Source organism: Bacteroides sp. HF-4919, assembly GCF_018860125.1.
This window is the reverse complement of sequence record NZ_JAHKNF010000005.1, coordinates 192,080-214,521: the sequence shown is the minus strand read 5'-3', so window position 1 is coordinate 214,521 and position 22,442 is coordinate 192,080. Positions and strand designations below refer to the sequence as shown.

Here is a 22,442-nt window from a genome sequence, read left to right as displayed (position 1 = left end):
TATTCAATTATCTTTCTCGGGGGATGTGTCAAAACTCGCGACAGAAGACTTTTGACACATCTCCCTTTGATTTTTAAAGGTAAATACGGATCCTATTCGATCATAACTTCGTCAAAAAAGACGCGCGCTTCCTGTCCGGGACGCACATGATCAGGAGGACATTTTCCGGCTCCACGAACTGTAACGCGCACATATCTGGCCTTTGCCGCTCCCAGATCGAATTTCAAATCATCCACATAAGTTCCTTCACGGAAAATATCTTCGGGAGTAAATCGCTTCTCTCCCACTTCCGTAAAATTAATGTTATCCGAAGACAACGCAACACTGACGGACTCCGGTTTGTGCACAGCCATTCCGTACACTGTAATAGAACCCAGCGTAAAAGTATGGATATTTTCTTCTTTTTGCAAATCTATCGTAAAAGAAATACTATCATTGTCTGTCCACGAGCACCATTCGGAATCGGTTTGTTTCAAGCTGCCACGCACTCCGTTGGTTAAAACCGGAACACCGGAAGCCCCCCGGGTGAATACCGGTTTCGCAGTAGCCTTATTGTATGACAAAGGTAACACGAGGGTCTTTCCCATCTGCCGCCCATCGGCAAAAGTGGCACACTTCAAGGTCTGTGCGGTACGGAACATGAGTGACTGAGTATAGAGAGCAGAAGCTGCTCCCGGCTCGGCGCCATCGGTTGTATAACGGATTTCCACATCGGGACGCATGCACTCCAGTTTCACTTGCAATGTACCATCAACCGGAGTAGACGTATGTTGTATGTTGTACATAGAACGGGCGTATCCCACCCCTTTGACGGCAAGGTGTTCGTTATAACGATCCAGCGCTTTCAGAAACGAAGCCCAGTTTTTCTGCTCCGGGCGACTCCATCCCACTTCGGCAAGTGCTGCCAGACGGGGGAAGACGAGATAGTCCACATCCTCGGGACGGTTACAGAACTCCGTCCATAACGATGCCTGTACGCCCATCAGTAACGAAGCATATTCGGGCTTCCAATTCTTCTGCACAGGTTCGTATTGATAAACGTCTTTCAGCGTATTGTTACCAAAATAAGTGAGTGGTTCAAACCATTGCGGTCCTTGATAACGGATCAGGTACATCACACGGGCCGGAGTCATCACAAAGCGATGTCCCTGCGCAGCAGCTTTCAGGGCAGCGTTGCCCATCCCTTGCCAACCGAAGACAACGGCTCCCTCGGGGATGAAGCTGTTTGTCAACTCGTCCCATCCCATCACCTCTTTACCTTTACTGCGCACATAGTCGCCTATCCGCTTCATGAAATAGCCTTGAAGGTCCTCTTCATGGGCAATGTGTTCTTTCTTCATACGATCCTGGCAAAGAGGACACTTTTTCCAATAAGTTTTCTGCGCTTCGTCGCCACCCAGATGGATGTAATGTGAAGGAAAAAGCGCAGCCACTTCATCAATGACATCTTGCAGAAAAGTGAATACACTATCGTTTCCGGCACAGTAGATGATTCCTGCATGGTCTCCACCCAGACCGGGCAATACACCGATAAACCGGTCTACCACGGGACAAGCCAGATGCGGATAAGCAGCCAGTGACGAATTGGTATGTGCCGGCATCTCTATCTCGGGAATGATCTCTACCTGACGGTCGGCAGCATAAGCTATCATCTCCCTCATATCCTCCTGGGTATAAAAGCCACCGATGGGAGTCGGTTCTCCGGGCAACGGATTCCGGCGCGAATGGAATGGCACATCGGTATGATCCACCCGCCAGGCACCGACCTCGGTCAGCCGGGGATATTTCTTAATTTCAAGCCGCCAGCCATTATCGTCCACCAGATGGAAATGGAGTTTATTCACCTTCAGCATAGCCATGCAATCGATGATTCTCAACACATATTCTTTGGGAAGAAAAAAGCGGGAAACATCAAGCATTAGCCCCCGGTAACCGAAACGGGGCTCGTCCTGAATGCTCAAACAAGGAACCGTCCACAGTGCATTGACTGTATGATGATTTTCAATATCGGGAGGAAGCAACTGGCGGATGGTCTGCAAGGCATAGAAAAACCCTTTCACATCCGATGCTCTGACCGTAATCTGTTCTGGAATGATATCCAACCGATAGGCTTCGCTTTTCAATGACTTGTCGGTGACGAAACGTACATCGCCTTTCATCTTTCCCGTTTTCAGTACGGGAGTAAACCCGGCAGCTTTGGTGAAGAGGTTTATAAAATTCTGTACCACTTTCGCCTGCTCGGCATTTTCCACAACCAGCGTAGTACCTCCCGAAAAACGGAAATGCCCGGTGCCCGATACCATTTGTACCGGGCAGGGGACTATAGAAACTGTTTGTGTTAAGTCATCGGCCTGCAACGCCGCAAGGGGGCAGAGCGTCAGCAGGAGTATGCATATTATAATGTGTTTCATATATCCGGGATTTCCACTTATTCTTTATCTCTCTCCGGCGAGAAACGTACCGGATCATTATACTGTTCCTGAAGTTGCAGCATCTGCTCTTTGAGTTCTTTCACTACAGGTTCGTATTCTTTCTGCCCGTACAGATTATGCATCTCCGTCGGATCAGCCTGCATATCATAAAGTTCCCACCAGTTGATGTCATTGTAGAAATGAATCAGTTTATAGCGTTCGGTACGTACCCCGTAATGGCGTTTCACCATATGTTCGGCGGGATACTCATAGAAATGATAGTACAGTGCCTTCCGCCAGTCTTTGGGTTGTTCACCCTTCAGCAACGGTAACAGAGATACACCCTGAATATCGGCAGGAACGGGAGCACCGGCCAATTCAAGGAACGTAGGTGCATAGTCGATGTTCTGAACCATTTCGGTAATGTCGCCACGACGGTCAAAGCCCTTCGGCATACGCATGATCAGCGGTGTGCGCATCGATTCTTCGTACATGAAGCGTTTGTCGAACCAGCCGTGTTCGCCCATATAGAAGCCCTGGTCAGAAGTGTAGACTACCAGGGTGTTATCCAGTAATCCTTTCTTTTCAAGATAGTCAAGCACACGTCCCACATTGTCGTCCAGCGACTTCACTGTCTTCATATAGTCACGCATGTAACGCTGGAACTTCCAGTTGGCAAGTTCCTTCCCACTTAGATTCTGCTTGTAGAAGTCATCGATCAACGGACCGTAGAATTTATCCCATGCCGCACGTTGTCCTTCGTCCATACGTCCCAGAAATCTCTGGTAGAGCGATTTTAAACGTGAATCTTTATCGGGGCGAAGCATCTTCAGGTCATAAATCATATCCATATCCTTCACAATACTCATCTCTTGCGCTGCGGCAGCCGGACGGCCTTCGTAATCGTCAAAGAAATTGTCGGGCAGCGGGAAGGTTTTGTCTTCGTACAAAGCCAGGTTACAGGTATCCGCCATCCAGTTGCGGTGGATAGCTTTATGGTGAATCAGCAGGCAGAACGGTTTGCTCTCGTCACGTTTGTTCTCCATCCAATCGATAGCGTCATCGGTAATCAGGTTGGTAATGTACCCATGTCTGTGAACGGTGTCGTTGTCCTGAGTGATAAAGTCGGGGTTATAATAGTCACCTTGTCCGGGCACGATCTCCCAATAATTGAATCCTGAGGGCAGACTCTCAAGGTGCCACTTGCCTACGAGTGCAGTTTGATAGCCGGCCTTCTGAAGCAGTTTCGGGAAAGTTTGCTGGGCACTGTCGAACACGCAGGTAGTATTGTCATAAAACTTGTTGGCACAACTATGCTTGCCTGTGATCATACAAGCACGGCTGGGACCGCTCAGAGAGTTTGCAACGAAGGAATTTGTAAAACGTACGCCGTCACGGGCAATACGGTCGAGGTTCGGAGTTTCCATATAACGGGTATCGTAGCAGCTCATCATTTGTGCCGTATGGTCGTCCGTCATAATATAAACAATGTTCAGGGGTTTTTGCTCTTCTTTCTGTTTGCCTGTGGCACATGAAGCCAAAGAAGCTACTGCCGCCGCACCTGTCAGCGAGCAGAGAATTCCGGAAGATAGGTTGTTCATCATAAAGTAGTTTTTCTATTAGGGATTAATTAGTGGTACAAATATAAAGAGTTTTAACACCCCATAGAGTTCAAAAACAACTATGATTCTTCTGAAAACGTCTAATAATGGAATAAAAAGGGCATTTATAGACGTTTTTGAACATCGGATAGACAAAATCGGAAGCCTGTTGTGAACGAGTCTTAACTGAAATTTGTATATTTGCAGACATAGAAGCCTGACAAAACTGTTTAGAAATGAATACGATTCACCACAGAGTACACGGAGGACACAGAGTTTTGATCTCTTGTTGATTAAGATGTTTGAGAGAAAGATATTCTCTGTGTTCTCTGTGGCCTCCGTGGTGAATTAAACTCAAAAACAAATACTGAATGAACTAAATACAAACCTAATCAACAAACTCTTTTTATGAATCAAAAATTATTGCTCAGCAGTGCGCTGCTTGTCGGCATGGCCGGAACACAACAAGCGTTTGCACAAAAGAAAAAAGTTCAGGACCCCAAAAAGCCGAACGTAGTTTTCATTTTGGCCGACGACCTCGGATTCGGTGACCTGAGTTGCTACGGACAAGAGAAGTTCGAAACTCCCAACATCGACAAACTGGCCCAGGAAGGAATGCGCTTCACCCAATGTTATTCGGGAACAACGGTAAGTGCCCCCTCACGCTCTTGCCTGCTGACAGGCACTCATAGCGGACATACGGCTATCCGTGGTAACGTCGAACTCGATCCGGAAGGACAATTCCCTCTGCCGGCAGATGCACAGACCATCTTCCACGATTTTCAGAACGCAGGATACAAAACCGGCGCTTTCGGTAAATGGGGACTGGGATTCATCGGCTCTACAGGCGATCCGAAAAAACAGGGAATTGACGAATTCTACGGTTACAACTGCCAATTGCTGGCACACAGCTACTATCCCGATCACTTGTGGGACAATGACAAACGAGTAGAGTTGAAAGACAACACACTGGATGTGCAGTATGGCAAAGGTACTTACTCACAAGACCTGATCCACTCAAAGGCACTCGACTTCCTTGACCGGATGGGAAAAAGCGGAGAATCGTTCTGCATGTGGTATCCTACCATCATCCCTCATGCCGAACTGATTGTGCCCGAAGACAGCATTATCAAAAAGTTCCGCGGCAAGTATCCCGAGAAGCCTTTCCATGGCACCGAACCGGGTAGCCCGGCATTCCGTAAAGGCGGATACTGCTCTCAGTTCTACCCTCACGCAACCTTTGCAGCCATGGTTTACCGCCTCGACGTATATGTAGGCCAGATTGTACAGAAGCTGAAAGATATGGGTATCTATGACAACACCATCATCATCTTTGCCAGCGATAACGGACCGCACATGGAAGGCGGAGCCGATCCGGACTTCTTCAATAGCAACGGCATCTGGCGCGGATATAAACGCGACCTCTACGAAGGAGGAATCCGTGTACCGATGATCATCTCTTGGCCGGAACGTGTACAACCCAGTACCCAAACCGACTTCATGTGTTCGTTCTGGGATGTAATGCCCACTTTCCGTGAAATATTGAACCCGAAAGCCAAGAACCAACAGATGGACGGTGTGAGCCTGTTACCACTACTTGAAAACCGCAAAGGACAGAAAGAACACGAATATCTGTATTTTGAGTTCCAGGAGATGAACGGACGCCAGGCCGTACGTAAAGGCCCGTGGAAGTTAGTTCACATGAACGTTCGCGGCAAAAACCCGTATTTCGAACTCTACAACCTGAATTCCGATCCGTCGGAACGCCACAATGTACTGAACCAGTTCCCGGAAAAAGTGGCCGAACTGAAAGGCATCATGCAGGCTGCACATGTGCCAAATCCTAATTTCCCACTGTTACCGGGAGAAAAATAAGAAGAAACATTTTACTTCATTACAGAATACACAGAGGGCACAGAGATAATTTCTTTCAATGGAAAATCTCTGTGCCCTCTATAATTATTAATAACTTGCAGTTATTGCTTCACTGCCACCGTATCTGCCGCAAAGACATCTTTCCGGTAGCTATACCCCAGGTCGGAATAAATCTTCAACATCTCAGGCAGACGTTCCATGAAACGGTCAAAATTTTTATGTTCCGGCAATGTCCATTGTATTTCGGACAAAGCAGCCATTCGAGGTAAAATCTGCCACTCCATCTTGGTTGAATCGGCAGTCCACTCCGTCCAGATACAACCTTGAGTACCGATTACAAACTTCTTTTCGGCATCGGTCAGTTCGGCAGGAACAGGTTCGAAGTTATATACACGATTCATCCATTCGAATCCGGTCATCTTATTAATGCGCGGATTGCTGAAATAGAGCCGTTGGATAGGAGTCATGATGACATCGTGATGCTGGCGCGCAGCTTCGATGCCTCCTTGAATACCCCTCCATGACATGATGGTAGAATTCGGGGTCAGACCGCCTTCCAATACTTCGTCCCATCCCAACATACGGCGTCCGTGGGCGTTGATCTCTTTCTCCAACTCAGACATGAAATAGGTCTGCAACTGATTCTCTTTCGAATGTTTAGGCAGCGCTTTGATACCCAGTTCCTTAATTTTAGCCTGACATTTAGGGCATTTCTCCCAACGGCTCTTCGGACACTCGTCTCCACCGATATGAATGTATTCGGAAGGGAAAATATCCATAATCTCGTCCAACACGTCTTTAGTAAACTGAAGTGTCTGTTCGTTACCGGCACAAAGCACATCGGGAAATACACCAAATGAACAAAGCACCTTATAGGGACCACCCGTGCAACCCAGTTCCGGATAAGAAGCCAGGGCGGCTGTAGTATGTCCCGGAAGGTCTATTTCGGGAACTACCGTAATGAAGCGATCGGCCGCATAACGGACAATCTCACGGGCTTCATCCTGTGTATAGAAACCACTGTGAGGCTTTCCATCGAACTTCTTGGTTTCCCAGTCAATAATGGTAGAATCTCGTCTGGAACCTATTTCCGTTAGTTTGGGATACTTTTTGATTTCAATTCGCCACCCCTGGTCTTCGGTCAGGTGCCAATGGAAATAGTTGATGTTATGCAATGCCATCAGGTCAATCATCTGTTTGAGGTAGCTGACGGGGAAGAAATGGCGACCTACGTCGATCATGAATCCACGATAACGGAAACGGGGAAAGTCGGTAACCGTCCCGGCAGGAAGAGCTGCCGCCACTTTTCCGTCCTTCAGAATCGGAAGGGCTTTGTGGATGGTTTGGGTACCGTAGAATACTCCGGCCTCACTGCCTCCGGTGAGAAGAACCTTCTCAGGGGTGATCTCAAGTTTATAACCTTCCGGGTGAGTCATTGTCGTATCTACAGCAAGGATAATGGCGTTACTGCCCTTCTCTTTATCGGACACACGGACTTCGGTTCCGGTCATCTCTTTTATAAAGGTAGCCAGAAAATCGGCAGTACGATGCATTTTTTCATTAGCTGCCGGATAGATGATCGTAGTACTGTGGTTGATAACAAAAGGTGTAGTGTCTTGGGCAAGGACAATCTCTTGCGGCTGAGGAATTACGTCCAGATTCCCCTTTTCGATAACTGCGGGGCGACAGGCACAGAATAGCACAACGGCCAACAAACCGGGAGCTAAACGGAATAATAATCTCTTGTTCATAGTGTTTTGATTTGCTCACCACAGAGTCACACCGAGTTCCATAGAGGAAGGAAGCATAGAAGATACGCTCTATGGGACTCTGTGTACTCTGTGGTTAATGTTATTCATTTCGGCAAAGATAAGATTTTATTTCCATTTTTTTGGTCACGTCTATGCAAACTGTTACTTTTGCCGTTAACGTGATAGATATGCATCCATGAAAAACAACCCATATACCGGCCTTCTCTGTTGGTTGACCATACTTCTGGCAGTCTGCTGCCTCCCGCTGAAAGCCGGCCATTACTACTATAAACAGATTTCCCTGAAGGAGGGACTCCCTTCTACCGTGCGATGTGTCTATACCGAACCCAAAGGTTTCGTATGGATAGGCACCAATGCGGGATTGGGAAGGTTCGACGGAGAAAAGCTGAAGAAATATATCCACCGGAAAGAAGATGCGCACTCGTTGCCACACAATTACATCCATCAGATCATTGAAGACAATCAACACAACATCTGGGTACTGACCGATGACGGAATAGCGCAGTATCGCAGGCAAAGCGACGATTTTACAACTCCACAAGACGAACAGGGACATTCCATCCTCGCCTATTCCGCTTGCCTGACGGAACAGGGGGTGATCTTCGGCGGCCGCAACCGCATCTATCGTTACGATTATGAAAACCGTTCCGTAAAACTTCTGCTGGACTTCAGTTCCGACCCTTACTTCGCCATCTCCGCCATCAGCCGATGGGACGAAGAGACGCTGCTATGTTGCAGCCGGTGGCAAGGTCTCAGGTTGATCAATCTCCGTTCGGGAGAACGCCGTCTCCCTCCATTCGACTGTGGGAAAGAGATCATGGCACTCCTGATCGACTCGCACAACCGCATCTGGGTGGCCCCCTACAATGAAGGCTTGCGCTGCTTCAGTCCCGAAGGCAGATTGTTAGCCTCGTACACTACCGCAAACTCCCGCCTCAGCAACAACGTGGTGCTTAGCATAGCCGAACGGGACTCGCACATCTGGGTAGGAACAGACGGAGGAGGCATCAATATCATACGTCCGGACAACCATCAGATCAGCGTTCTTGAACATATCCCCGGAGATAACTATTCACTTCCCGTCAACTCTATCCTATCGCTCTACAACGATACCTATAACAACATGTGGGCCGGAAGCATTCGCAAGGGTTTGATCAATATCCGTGAAGTATCCATGAAGACCTATACCGATGTCTTTCCCGGAAGTAGCAAAGGGCTGAGTGATCCCGCCGTACTGAGTCTTTATCAGGACGAATCGGACGGACGGATCTGGATCGGTACAGACGGCGGAGGTATCAACAGTCTTGACCCCGACACGGAAGAGTTCCGTCACGACCGGTCTACCTGGGGAGACAAAGTAGTCTCTATCGCCGGTTTCACCCGGGAAACACTCTTACTCTCTGTCTTTTCAAAAGGATTGTTTGTTTACAACAAAGCGAATGGAGAACAACAGTTACTGACCATCGACCATCCCCGCCTCAAACAATATCTCTACTACAGCGGAATGGCGGTAAATGTCTATCAGGACGAACCGGGCAGCGTCCTCTTGCTGGCAGGACATATTTACCGATACGACACCGGCTCGCAGAAAATACGCGTAGTGAATGAAGAAGAAGGTATGGAGATTGCCGGCAGCATGAATGCCATTGCCCACAACGAGCGTTTCACCTACCTCAACGACAGCCGTACCCTCTACGAACTGGACCGGACAAACAACTGTCTGAAAAGACTTTTCAGCTGTACGGGCGATACATTATTATATTCTGTTTCGATGGACGAGAAAGGTGATTTCTGGATTGGCAGCAACACCGGACTGGGACAGTATACGCCGTCGACCAACCGGTATCATCCGTTGCCAACTTCCCTGTTCGGTGAAGTGAGTTCGGTCATTTGCGATCATCGGGGAAAAGTATGGATCGGGGCAGACCACATGTTGTTTGCCTGGATGCTGCAATCCCGGAAGTTCATCCTTTTCGGCGAATCGGACGGAGTTATTCCGAATGAATATCTGGCAAAACCCCGGCTTGTCTCCGGCAAGGGAGAAGTTTATATGGGAGGCGCAAACGGACTGCTCTGCATCGATAACCGTTTTTCGACAGCTCCATCCGACTTTCCGGAAGTGGAACTGACCGACGTATACATAAACGGTGAGCCGGCCATTAACCAGATAACAGGACAGCCGGAGAAACTGACCCTCCCGCAGGACAGCCGGACCATAACCTTACGCATAATGTCCCACGAACAAGATATTTTCCGTAAAAAAAGATACCGTTATCAGATAGAAGGATTGAACGACGAACCGATTGAATCGTACGATCCGGAACTGATTATCCGTTCACTTCCGGCAGGCAAATATCGGATATTGGCCGCATGCAGTACCAAGAATGGCGACTGGACTCCCTTCCGTCCTATCCTGTCACTCACCATACTACCTCCCTGGTACCGGAGCGGATGGTTCATCATCTGTGTATTGCTTATTGCATCGGGTGTCATTGCTGCCGTCATTCTCACCATTCTGCGCCGCAGGCAAAACCGGTTGAAATGGGAACTAAAAGAGCGGGAGTTACAGGAATATGAAGAAAAAATCCGATTCCTGGTCAATGTCAGCAACGAACTCCTCCCCTCGTTCACCGAGACGGGTGAAAGAGAACTGCAAATCGTAGAGCTGATACGAAACCGGCTCCGTAACGGAGAGAAAAGTAAAACGGACACCGACATTAAAAATATCCCCAAAGAGGAAAAGAGCGAACTCAGCCAACCAGACGAGACTTTCCTACGAAAACTGAACCGGCTAATCACCGACCACTTGGACAGTCCCGAACTGGACGTCACCTTCCTCTGTACGGAAATGGGATTGAGCCGTGCTTCACTCTACAACAAGTTAAAGGCCATGACCAACATGGGCGCCAACGATTACATCAATAAATTCCGCATGGAAAAGGCCATCCAACTGATCTCAACCACCGATCTCACCTTTACAGAGATAGCGGAAAAAATAGGATTTACAACATCCCGTTATTTCAGTACTTCATTCAAGCAATATACAGGAGAGACACCGACTCAGTATAAAGAGAAAATAAGGAAAAAGCAATAGGGTGTAGCCATCCGATGCATAGGGTATAACCATCCGGAGTACATGGCTACACCCTATGCCTCGGATAGCTACACCCTTTCGGACCCAGCATATTTCTTATCCGAATATAACTTCACTGAATAAAAAATGGAGTACGACACAGCCATACCCCATTCTCCATTCTAACAATCAAACTCAATCAAGCAATGGTGACAGATGCATCCAGATATACATCCTGGATGGCATTGAGCAATTCCACTCCCTCTTTCATCGGTTTTTGGAAAGCTTTACGTCCGCTAATCAACCCCATACCACCGGCACGTTTATTCACTACCGCTGTAACAACAGCGTCTTTCAGGTCGGAAGCTCCATGTGATTCGCCACCGGAATTAATCAAACCGACACGTCCCATATATCCGTTGGCTACCTGATAACGGCAAAGATCAATCGGGTGATCGGTAGTCAGTTCGGTATACATTCTTTCGTCTGTCTTTCCAAAATGAATTGCTTTGAAACCACCGTTATTAGTAGGCAACTTCTGCTTCACAATATCCGCTTTAATGGTAACTCCAAGACGGTCTGCCTGCCCGGTTAGGTCGGCGGCAGCATGATAGTCTACCCCGTCTTTCTTAAAATCGTTGTTGCGCAGATAACACCACAAGATAGTGGCCATGCCCAATTCATGCGCATAGTCAAAAGCCTCGGCAATCTCTACCAACTGACGACGGCTTTGCTCGGAACCGAAATAGATAGTAGCTCCCACAGCCACCGCTCCCATCTCCCATGCCTCCTTGACGGTGCCAAACAACACCTGATCATACGAATTGGGATAAGACAGCAGTTCATTATGGTTCAGTTTCACTACAAAAGGAATTTTGTGAGCGTACTTACGGGCAACAGCCCCCAGAATACCGAAAGTAGAAGCAACGGCATTACATCCGCCTTCAATGGCCAGTTTTACAATATTTTCCGGGTCGAAATAGATGGGATTCGGAGCGAACGAAGCTCCGGCTGTATGCTCAATATCCTGGTCGACAGGAAGAATGGACACATATCCCGTATTTGCCAGACGACCATGTCCCAGCAAAGTCTGCAAACTACGTAAGGTCTGTATGTTACGGTCCGAGTCAATCCATATCTTATCGATCGTATCCGGTGACGGCACGTGAATCAGTGATTTATCAATGGTTTTACAAGTGTGGTTCAGGTAGTATTCAGCCTGATTACCCAATAGTTCTATAATTTTATTCATAATTGTAATGGTTTTGAGTTTTATTCACCACGGAGTACACAGAGAACACAGAGAATATCTTTCTCTTAAACATCTTAATAAACAAGAGATTAAAACTCTGTGTCCTCCGTGTACTCTGTGGTGAATAATATTCATTTTTATTCCGTAATGAGGGGTTTCCTCTTATCTTATTTTTTCTTTCCCTGATTGGCAACCGCTTCCATCAGTTTCCGGATTTCTTCGGGGTCACCCAGGAAATAGTCTTTTTCCAGATTCAGTTCGTCACTGAATTCAAATACGTAAGGAACAGCAGTCGGCAGATTCAGTTTCACGATCTCTTCATCGGAGATGTGCTTCAAGTGCTTGATAATGCCCCGCAAACTGTTGCCGTGGGCAACCACCAGAATTTCATCAGCGGTTTTCAGATTCGGGAAAATGATACATTTCCAATAAGGCATGATGCGGTCGATGGTATCTTTCAAAGATTCCGTCCGGGGAAGTTCTGCATCGGGCACTTCCCGATAGCGGTTCTCAAAACGTGGATTTCTCGGATCGTCTTCCGACAGGGCATTGGGAGCTATATCATAACTCCTACGCCAGATAAGCACCTGTTCGTCACCGTATTTGGCAGCCGTCTCGCTTTTATTCAATCCTTGCAGATCGCCATAATGCTTCTCATTCAGACGCCAACTCTTCTCCACCGGAATCCAGTCCTGATCCATCCGGTCGAGCACACAATTCAGCGTTTTCACCGCTCGTTTAAGGTACGAAGTATAAGCTTTATCGAAATTAAATCCATTTTCTTTCAGTAGTTCACCCGCTTTGCAGGCTTCGGCAATTCCCTTTTCTGTCAGATCGACATCTGTCCAACCGGTAAAACGGTTCTCTTTGTTCCATGCACTTTCTCCATGACGGAGCAATACAATCTTTTTCATTCAACTCTCCTTTCTTTAGGTGTTTACTATAGAACATTTGTACTGAGTACAAAGTTCACGAAACTTTTTCTAAATATCTATGCTGAAGTATGCTGAGAAAAGTTACCTTTGTGCACTGTAAGTAACCTTTTTATTTAATTTCTAAATGAACAACACATGAGAAAACTCTTTTTTCCATTACTACTATTCGTATCCGGTCTGCTATCCGCCCAAACAGAGATAACACTCTATGTATCACCTTCGGGCAGCGACCATCATCCCGGAACAGCGGAAAAGCCGATGGCTACTTTAGAATATGCCTGGAAAAAGGCCTCACGGCAGGCCGGCCGGCGTTCCATCACCATCTACTGCGAAGGCACCAACTACCTGTCCACTCCGATTCTTATCACAAACGAGACTTCGGGCACACCCGAACATCCGGTCCGTTTTTCTTCGTATCCCGGACAAAAGGCGGTCATCAGTGGTTCGCGTATACTCCGGAACCTGTGTTGGAAAGAGTATAAAAACGGTATCATGCAGACCCAAGTGGAAGAAGAACTGATCCCCGACCAGCTCTTTGTGAACGGAAAAAAACAGATATCGGCACGGTATCCGAATTTTGATCCGAATATACGCATCTTCAACGGATATGCAGCTGACGCCTGCTCGCCCGAACGTGTGAAAAACTGGAGCAACCCCGCGGGAGGTTATCTGCACGCCATGCACAGCAGAGAATGGGGAGGCTACCAATACAGCATCGAAGGCAAAGACGCCAAAGGCGAACTGATACTGAAAGGCGGATTTCAGAACAACCGCCAGATGGGTATGCACGACACTTACCGCATGGTAGAAAACATCTTTGAAGAGTTGGATGCCGAAGGGGAATGGTATTTTGATAAAGAAACCCATACACTCTATTTCTATCCGCCACGAGAACTCAATCTGCAAACCGCCTTGTTCGAAGTGCCGCAGACAGAAACCCTCTTTATCCTGAAAGGAAAACCCGGAAATCCGGTCCGTCACGTATCCGTAGACCATTTGGAACTGACACAAACCCTGCGCACCTTTATGAAAACCAATGAACCCCTATTGCGCAGTGACTGGAAAATCTATCGGGGAGGAGCCCTGATAATTGAAAATGCCGAAAAATGCTCTGTAAACGGCTGCTACCTGCACGATATAGGAGGCAATGCTATCTTCTTCTCCAATTATAACCGCAACCACCGTGTCAGCCAAAATCATATCACCCGTATAGGAGCCAGTGCCGTTTGCTTTGTAGGCTCTCCGGATGCCGTCCGTTCCCCTCTGTTCGAGTACGGAAAGTCGCAAACCTGGGAGCAGATGGATAAAGGGACAGGCCCTCTCACCCCCGACTATCCCTCAGACTGCCTGGTGGACGACAATCTGATTCACTCGATCGGAGAGATAGAAAAGCAGGGAGCCGGTATCCAGCTATCTATGTCCGCACGAATCACCATCCGTAACAACAGTATTTACGACCTGCCCCGTGCCGGCATCAACGTCAGTGAAGGTACCTGGGGAGGACATATGATAGAAGGAAACGATGTGTTCGACACCGTACTCGAGACAGGCGACCACGGGTCCTTCAACTCCTGGGGACGCGACCGCTATTGGCATCCCGACCGGAATGTGATGGATGAGTTCGCGAAAGAACATCCTCAAATGGTATTCCGGGACGCTACCGAAACGACTGTCATCCGCAACAACCGCTGGAGGTGCGACCATGGATGGGACATCGATCTGGACGACGGTTCTTCCAACTATCACATCTACAACAACCTCTGCCTACACGGAGGATTGAAATTGCGCGAAGGCTTCGCGCGAACGGTGGAAAACAACATTATGGTCAACAACACATTCCATCCGCACGTTTGGTTTGCAAACTCTCAAGACATTTTCCGTCACAACATCGTCACGACTCCCTATCGCCCCATTCAGGTAAAAGAATGGGGAAAGGAAACAGACACTAACTTTTTTGTCACCGAGCAAGGACTGGAGCAGGCGCAAAACAGAGGAACGGACCTCCATTCACTTTACGGTGATCCGCTCTTCATTGCTCCTGAAAAAGGAGACTACCGGGTAAAAGAAAATTCGCCTGCCTTGAAGACGGGTTTCCGGAATTTCGATATGGAGCACTTCGGCGTACAATGCCCACACCTGAAAGCTTTGGCGGCTACTCCGGAATTGCCGGTTTTCAAAATTCCGGAAGAAAAACCAGAGACAGTACAGACGTATTCGTGGAAGGGGTTAACCTTGAAAGAGGTGTCGACCGAAGGAGAACGTTCGGCCACGGGACTCGACAAAATACGAGGTATACTGGTAGTGAAGATCGAAAAGGGAATAACCGCCCTGCAAGCCAATGACGTGATTCTGAGCATTAACGGCAAACCAATGAATAACCGGACGGATATAGAAACCGAGACCCGGAAGTCACCCGAAGGCAGCAAGTTCCGGATCATCTTCTTCCGAAATCAGAAAGAAAATGAGGTAACGATGTAAAGCAAGATACGGCTAAGGGCATCAGTGGAGCCCGTTTCGGCGAAGGACACCCATCACGCATACGGGCATGCCTGCCTTTTAAACCAAAGGACCATAGGTTTGAAAGGCAGGAGGCGTTGGTTTAAAATATAACAGAGTGTATATCACCATGCGCCACAGGGAAAGATTAATCCACTGATAAACAACATAACCCAAAACAGGCGTTGCCGCCCGTCACGCTCAACGATTTCTCTTTAGAAAAAGGCGATCGGTAATGACAGAGGGCAGTTCCGACTCATAATGGGTTACCATAATCATCGTTTTATCTTCACGGCAGCAGAAGGCCTCGATGATCTTTTTCACCCGCCGGCGATTGTACGTATCGAGTCCGTGCAGCGGTTCGTCCAGAATAAGTAATTCCGGATCTTTCACGAAAGCACGGGCCAGCAATGCCAAGCGCTGTTCACCACTCGAGAGTTGAAGAAAAGGTCTGTCTTTCAGAGCGGCAATGCCAAACACATCCATCCACCACTCGCAGGTGGCCATCTGGCTTTCCTGTGGACGCTTATACAAGCCGATGCTGTCATGCAACCCGGAAGCTACAATCTCAATGGCCGGTAGATTCTTTAGATAAGCACGGTGCATTTCGGGACTGACGTAACCGATATGCTTTTTTATCTCCCAAATGCTTTCACCTGTACCCCGCTTGCGTCCGAAAAGGCTGATGTCACAGGCATACGACTGAGGATTATCCGCACAAACCAAACTAAGCAACGTAGATTTACCGGCACCGTTTTCTCCGCTCAATGCCCACTTCTCGCCCCGACGGACAGTCCAGTCGAGTTCTTTCAGGATGGTACGGTCATCATAACGGATGCTGACCTTATTTAATTTTACCACCTCTTCGGAGTCATAGTTTGCTCCGTCATAAGGTAATCCGGCTATACGCTGTTGCAGTGCGTCCAGGACTTCGGCCTCATTGGTCACACAAAATGAAGCCAGATAAGCCTCCCTTTCCATTTTCGGAAGCACGTGCAGGTCTTCTACCGGAATCACATGGGTAATGAACGAAGGGATATCATCGAGCATCGAAAGCACAAGAATGATTTGCACGGATGACAAGCGGGTGAGACGTTCGAGCAGCGAGAAAAGCAATTCACGGGTAGGCGCATCCAAACCGATAAAAGGATTGTCCATAATCAATACCCGAGGAGCTGTCAGGAGGGTTTTAGTCAGTTGAAATTTACGTAATTCGCCACTGGAAAGAAGGATGATCTTCTTGTCCAACAATGGCTCGATGTGGAAGAGTTCGAACAATTCCTCTTTCAGTCTTTCATCCTTGATCTCTCCCAACATCTCCCGCACAGAGGGGGCATCTTCCTGATCGTGGGCATTCCAGCGTTGCTGATAGTAATAGTTGGCATCCGCCGCCCCGTAGGTGTCACGGAAAGCAATATATTTCACGTTATCATATACCGTCCGGGTAGAAGAAGGAGAAAAATCGTAGTCCAATGTACCCTCACGCAAAGGATATTTACCCAAAAGCGTGTCTACAAACAAGCTTTTCCCTCCCCCATTGGGTCCTACGATAGCGATATGTTCGCCGGTAGCGATTTGCGCCGTGACTGGTTGTGCCAAACGCACAAGCGGGTTGCGTGCCACGCCACCCGCTATACTGAATGTGTATTGTTCCATGATCCTATTTCATTATTGGGCGGGGCAAAATTATACCAAAATCCGCACAAAGAGACAGAATAAGGGTAAAAAATCAATCGGAGGGGCATATTTATACGCTTTTATCCGTCTTCGGCGGCCTCTGCTGATCTTTCCGGAAGGGGATGCGTCGAAACTTTTCTTACCACAGAGTAGCACAGAGCCTTTTCACCAATAATCAATAACTTAAATCGCCTCTGTGTTACTCTTCGCCCTCTGTGGTGAGTTTTGACAACCTCCACGAACTCACCCTCCCGTAAGGCTTCGGACGATCGCGGCCGATCAGAACTTGAATTTGGGGTTCTCCGGTTCGGTGTGCGACTCTTCCATCAGCTTCGTCAGCTTGCGGACGATATCGGGATGTTCGGCAGCTACATCATGTTCTTCCCTGAGATCACTCTCCAAGTCATAAAGTTCCATTGTAGAGTTGCCCTTACGGATGTTGTTGACAATTCCTTTCCACTTACCCATGCGAATGGCTTTGAGACCGATCACCGGATCGGGATATTCCCAATACAGGTATGCATGTTCTTTCTGTTCTCCGGTCTTGCCGAGCAGAGTGGGCAGGAAACTGATTCCGTCAGTCGGCGGACAATCAACCTTCGCAATATCCGCCAAGGTAGGCATCATATCCTGAAATCCGCAGATATGGTCGGTCTGAGTGGAAGGTTTGATCTTTCCGGGCCAAGTAACGATGGCGGGTATCCGTATTCCGCCTTCATGTACAAAACATTTTCCCCAGCCATACTCCGACTTGAAAAGGCCTCCACTATTGAACCATGGCGAATCGCTTCCACCGTTAAAGGTCGGACCGTTATCGGAAGTGAACATGATGATAGTATGGTCATACAAATGATCTGCCTTGAGTTTCTCTATCAATCTGCCTATCTGTTCGTCGAAGTAACTGATCATGGCAGCATAAGTAGCATGCGGATACCGACAAGGCATATATCCGGCTTTCCCGGTGTAAGGCGCCTCGTCTCCAAACTTTTCGACATAGTGTTTCACCCATTTCTCCGGTGCCTGTAATGACACATGCGGAAGCGGAGTAGTCCACATCAAAAAGAAAGGCTTCTTCTTGTTCTGTCCGACAAACGAAATCAGCTCATCAAAAATAAGGTCATTGGCATACTCCTTCTGTGAAAATTTGGCATAACTGGCTTCATCGCGGGGATCTGTTCCGGGATCCAGCCGGGCAGTGTGAGGGTCAAGAACTTTATTGTTCAGATATACACGGTCTTCATCCTTATACAGAAAGGCCGGATAGTAACTGTGCGCTTGCCGCTGACAGTTATATCCGTAAAAACTGTCGAATCCCTGTTTATTGGGAGTACCCTCCGATCCCGGAGCACCCAATCCCCATTTCCCGTAACATCCGGTGACATACCCCGCCTGCTGCATCATCCTTCCGATAGTCATCGTATTGGCCTTCAGAGGATACTGTCCCTCCAGACTCGGATGCACATACATGGAGTCATAGTTCATGATAGCTCCCCGGTATGCCATTTCATCATTGGCCCGTATCTGTGCATGTCCCGAATGCATACCTGTCATCAGCACACAGCGTGCCGGTGCCGAAACAGGCGATCCGGTATAGTGCTGGGTGAAACTGATGCCGTCTTTACACAAACGGTCGATGTTCGGCGTTTCTATTTTCTCCGAACCATAACAACCGATATCCCCGTAACCCAAATCATCCATAATGATATATATGACATTGGGGCGAGATTCTTTCACCTGGCTTTTGGCCGATAAAGCAAATATAGATAGTCCGATATAGATTTCTATTCTTTTCATGATTGGTTTCTTTTTTTAGTCCCATTTATAGTTTACATCTACCTCTTTTTTCAAGGCAGGACCGAATGCATATCCCTGCCGTTCGAACCATGGCTGTTTCAGAAGAACTTTACCGTAAAACTCATCGAAACTTAACGGTTTGCCGGAATACCACATTTGTTCGGCAAGTGCGAGAATACGCGGAAAGACACGACGGTCAATCCTATCTTCCGTCACTCCATCGTCTGTCCACAATGCAGAACTCATTCCGAGGATCAGTGGATTTTCTTCCTGCCGCCTATAGGACGGATTATGCAGATATACGTCCTCCAGATCGAAAGTGCGGTCCTTGTCGTATCCCCTCCAAGGAGTTAGGGGAAAGTTGAGATAGGTGTAATAGTTCGTACCGCAAATCACCGGGTAATTATGCCTGACAGCGTTCTTCAAAGCCAGATCCTTATGTCCTCTCCAGTTCCACCACTGTATAACCACATTATCCGGCAACGGATAACCGTCTTTATAAATCACATCTCCCCAAAAGATTGCCTTTCGCCCTTTCCGCTTCAGGTAATCTGCCATTTGGGCCGAGAACCATAATTGCAGGTCATGGCTGCCTTTTAATTTTTCTTTCGCAATCCGTGCCTGGCAATCCATACATTTATCCCAGTTTCCTTTAGGTGCTTCATCGCCTCCGAGATGAATATAGACGGACGGAAACATCCGGCACACTTCGTCCAGTACATTCTGCAGGAAAGTGAGTGTATTATCTTTGCCCGCGCAAAAAATATTCTGTGTAAAACCGCTTTGGGGTACTTTCACCGGAATGTTGAAACATCCCAACCCAGGATACGCATTGAGCGCCGCCTCGGCATGTCCGGGCATGTCGATCTCGGGAACAACCGTAATGCCTCGATCCGCCGCATAGCCGACAATCTCTTTCACCTCTTCCTGAGAGTAGAAGCCCTGTTGCTCCGGTCCCTGTCCTACGAAAGCTCCGATCCGAGTCAGGAGCGGATAGCGTTTTATCTCGATACGCCAGCCGAGGCCCTCGGTCAGATGCCAATGAAAGTAATTCATTTTCAGCATCGAAGCCATATCGATATACTTCTTGATGGTAGAGACCTTCTGGTACTGACGTCCCGAATCCAGCATAAAGCTACGCCATTTCACCCGCGGAAAGTCAGTAATTTCTACACAAGGGAATATCAACTTGTTTCCTACCCGTATGCTCCATTGTCTCAGGCTCTGAATGGCATAAATAAAACCGGCGTTATCTGCCGCACAAACAGTTATTTTCGCAGGAGTAACAAGAATGCGATATCCCTCTGCCGGAAGTGTAGTATCTTTCTCCCAGCAGATTTGGCTATGCTCCTTCTCTCCACACCATTCCATATCACTTTCCGGTATCAGTTTTTCATAAAACAAACGTAGGAAAGAAGCGGAAGTATCTTGAGCATGCATCCGTATGGCACCTTGGAACTGCAACTGTCCATTGGCTTTTTCAAGGTAGTCAGGTGTAGGCAAGATGATTTGTCCGCATAGGCGGATGGCGTGCGAACCGAGGAAAAACAGTATTAAAATCAGGTATTTCATTTAAACATAGTATTTATAGTGTGACAAGAAACAGCCCAAAGATAAGAATTTCTACGGACAGTCTCTTATCACACGGTTAAAACCATTTGTCAATCAGGAAAAGTTCCTACTTTACTCCGTCATCCCAACCCGGATTTTGGGTTAACTGAGGATTCAGCACCCTTTCATTACGTGGAATAGGATTCAGATAATAATATTCGGGCCAAGTATGGGTTTGTACAGGATGGAATTCAAGATATCCCTCTACACCTCCTCCGTCAATCGTCACCTTCGTTCCGGCCGGAAAATCCGATGCTTTGACGTACATACCCAGCTTCTTCTTTAATGCGTAATGGCACTTTTTCCACCTCCGCAGATCATCAAACCTGAACCCTTCGGAGAATAACTCGATACGCCGTTCGCGACGGACCTCCCACAATAAAGGATCGACAGCATAATCACCCGGATAAGAAGGGTCTCCCAAATCACGTTTAGGATCGAAACCGGCATTGATTTCCGCCACCTTCATAGACGCTACGTTGGCACGGCTACGCAGTTTATTGATCGTCTGATCGGCTACCGACTGATCGAATTCACCCAACTCACACATTGCCTCGGCATAATTCAGCATCACCTCTTCCACCCTGAACAGTGGCATATCGGTCTCTTCATTTCGCTGCGATCCCATCGACAGGTAAGTGCAATAATACTTCCAGTTATTATACCCAAATGCAGACTTGTACCAAGGCTGATTCTCCAAATAGAAATCGAAATGTGGAACTGCTCCCAGAATACCTCCGTCATACCCTTGGCGGAAAGGCAGTGTCTTCTGTCTCTCTTTGCCACTTCCATACCCTATTCCTAACCGGATATTCAAGCTATCGATGAAACTCCTGTCCTTAGCGACATCGGTGAACTTCCACTTGTTACCCCACGCATCGGTAGAAGCCGAACGATCTACTCTGAAAGGAGGGGTCACTTGCAGCCAAAGTCGATGATCCCGGCAACTGAACTCACTGTACATGTCTTTGTCTCCTTGGAAAAGCGGACTGTTCCAACGGGTTTTACCATCCGAACAAAGATAACTGTCCACCAAATCACGGGTCGGATTATAGTAAGACGCCCCGGTTGTTCCTCCAATGCTGACAGCATGCACAACATTTTCCGCATTTGAGAACTCACGATAGAGTATAACTCCCGGTACGTCTTTCAAATCAAGCGAACAAAACAGATCGTCGTAGTTGTTGCAAATTTCCGGATAAGACTTCATGACCTCGGCAGACACCCGTTTACATTCTTTCAGATAAATATCGGCATCATTCAATCCGTGATACCGCCTCCATGTGCCTTCAAAAATACAAAAACGGGACATAAAAGCCTGTACGACAGCTCTATTAATCGTATTTTCGCCATCACCATTGACGTTGATATGTTGTTCGGCATATTGCAGATCCTCAAGGATATGCTTCGCTATTTCGTCTCTGGAAGCACGGGGACCGTTGATCAACTCCGTATCATTATCACTCAGCACCCGGTCAATCCAAGGTACCCCGCCGTAAGCGGACAACAGTGAGAAGTAGCGGTATGAACGAAAGAAGTATCCGACACTTTTCCAATGCGCTTTCTCTACTTCAGTCATTTGAGAAGCGTCTATACGCCCCAGCATCAGATTGACACGGCGGATAAAGCCATAATAGTTCCAAGCTGTGCCGTCACGCTTATCGGGCACAGTAACCAGCCCCCTGATCCAGTTGCTTTCGCTGCTTCCCCGCGTTTGATTGTATGAAATGTCATCCGTCGAAGTATCACCATATCCTAATGTAGGAAGTGTTTCATACAGTCCCCAAGCATACGCCTTGAAGTTATCATACGTCACAAAGGCCGTCTCTTCCGTCGGATTGCCCAACGGATACCTTTCCATAAAATCATTGTTCAAGCAACCGGTCAAAGCGATCGCACAGAATATAAACAGGGCAAATGTATATTTCTTCATACTATTTCGGTT

General features: G+C 47.7%; 12 protein-coding genes. 3 read left to right on the top strand and 9 right to left on the bottom strand.

The features are described from left to right. Window positions 1-92: 92 nt before the first annotated feature. Entirely contained in the window at window positions 93-2,411 is a 2,319-nt protein-coding gene (locus tag KO473_RS10710) for a glycoside hydrolase family 20 protein (protein WP_122130171.1), read from the bottom strand. A gap of 17 nt (window positions 2,412-2,428) precedes the next feature. After that, window positions 2,429-4,015 (bottom strand): sulfatase, encoded by a 1,587-nt coding sequence (locus KO473_RS10705; protein ID WP_005780539.1) that lies wholly within the window; start codon window positions 4,013-4,015, stop codon window positions 2,429-2,431. Window positions 4,016-4,420: 405 nt separating this feature from the next. Here KO473_RS10705 and KO473_RS10700 point away from each other — a divergent pair, with 405 nt between their 5' ends. After that, on the top strand, window positions 4,421-5,887 hold the full coding sequence (locus KO473_RS10700; protein ID WP_005780543.1) for an arylsulfatase: 1,467 nt from the start codon (window positions 4,421-4,423) through the stop codon (window positions 5,885-5,887). 101 nt (window positions 5,888-5,988) lie between these two features. On the opposite strand, the gene KO473_RS10695 is transcribed toward KO473_RS10700, so the two are convergent. Then, window positions 5,989-7,638, bottom strand: coding sequence for a beta-N-acetylhexosaminidase (locus KO473_RS10695; protein WP_122130172.1), 1,650 nt, complete (start codon window positions 7,636-7,638; stop codon window positions 5,989-5,991). A gap of 196 nt (window positions 7,639-7,834) precedes the next feature. On the opposite strand from KO473_RS10695, the gene KO473_RS10690 reads away from it, so the two are divergent. Further along, a complete protein-coding gene (locus KO473_RS10690; protein ID WP_005821139.1) occupies window positions 7,835-10,753 on the top strand; it encodes a two-component regulator propeller domain-containing protein in 2,919 nt (972 codons plus the stop codon). Window positions 10,754-10,931: 178 nt separating this feature from the next. Here the strand turns inward: KO473_RS10690 and KO473_RS10685 are convergent, their stop codons facing one another. Then, window positions 10,932-11,984, bottom strand: coding sequence for a class I fructose-bisphosphate aldolase (locus tag KO473_RS10685; RefSeq protein ID WP_005780549.1), 1,053 nt, complete (start codon window positions 11,982-11,984; stop codon window positions 10,932-10,934). Between the two features lie 167 nt (window positions 11,985-12,151). Next, window positions 12,152-12,898, bottom strand: coding sequence for a 2,3-diphosphoglycerate-dependent phosphoglycerate mutase (gene gpmA / locus KO473_RS10680; protein ID WP_005807593.1), 747 nt, complete (start codon window positions 12,896-12,898; stop codon window positions 12,152-12,154). A 156-nt stretch (window positions 12,899-13,054) separates the two neighbouring features. Between gpmA and KO473_RS10675 the strand changes: the two genes are divergently transcribed. Then, window positions 13,055-15,397, top strand: coding sequence for a PDZ domain-containing protein (locus tag KO473_RS10675; RefSeq protein ID WP_005821141.1), 2,343 nt, complete (start codon window positions 13,055-13,057; stop codon window positions 15,395-15,397). Between the two features lie 219 nt (window positions 15,398-15,616). Here KO473_RS10675 and KO473_RS10670 read toward each other — a convergent pair whose 3' ends face one another. The 4 genes from KO473_RS10670 to KO473_RS10655 all read right to left on the bottom strand — a co-directional run bounded on the left by KO473_RS10670 (window position 15,617) and on the right by KO473_RS10655 (window position 22,430). Further along, window positions 15,617-17,071 (bottom strand): ATP-binding cassette domain-containing protein, encoded by a 1,455-nt coding sequence (locus KO473_RS10670; RefSeq protein WP_005821143.1) that lies wholly within the window; start codon window positions 17,069-17,071, stop codon window positions 15,617-15,619. Between the two features lie 300 nt (window positions 17,072-17,371). After that, window positions 17,372-18,886: an arylsulfatase gene (locus tag KO473_RS10665; RefSeq protein ID WP_005821144.1), complete on the bottom strand. Its 1,515-nt coding sequence runs from the start codon at window positions 18,884-18,886 to the stop codon at window positions 17,372-17,374. Window positions 18,887-18,901: 15 nt separating this feature from the next. Continuing rightward, entirely contained in the window at window positions 18,902-20,458 is a 1,557-nt protein-coding gene (locus KO473_RS10660) for a beta-N-acetylhexosaminidase (RefSeq protein ID WP_005821145.1), read from the bottom strand. A gap of 106 nt (window positions 20,459-20,564) precedes the next feature. Further along, window positions 20,565-22,430, bottom strand: coding sequence for a RagB/SusD family nutrient uptake outer membrane protein (locus tag KO473_RS10655; protein WP_005821147.1), 1,866 nt, complete (start codon window positions 22,428-22,430; stop codon window positions 20,565-20,567). Window positions 22,431-22,442 lie beyond the last annotated feature (12 nt).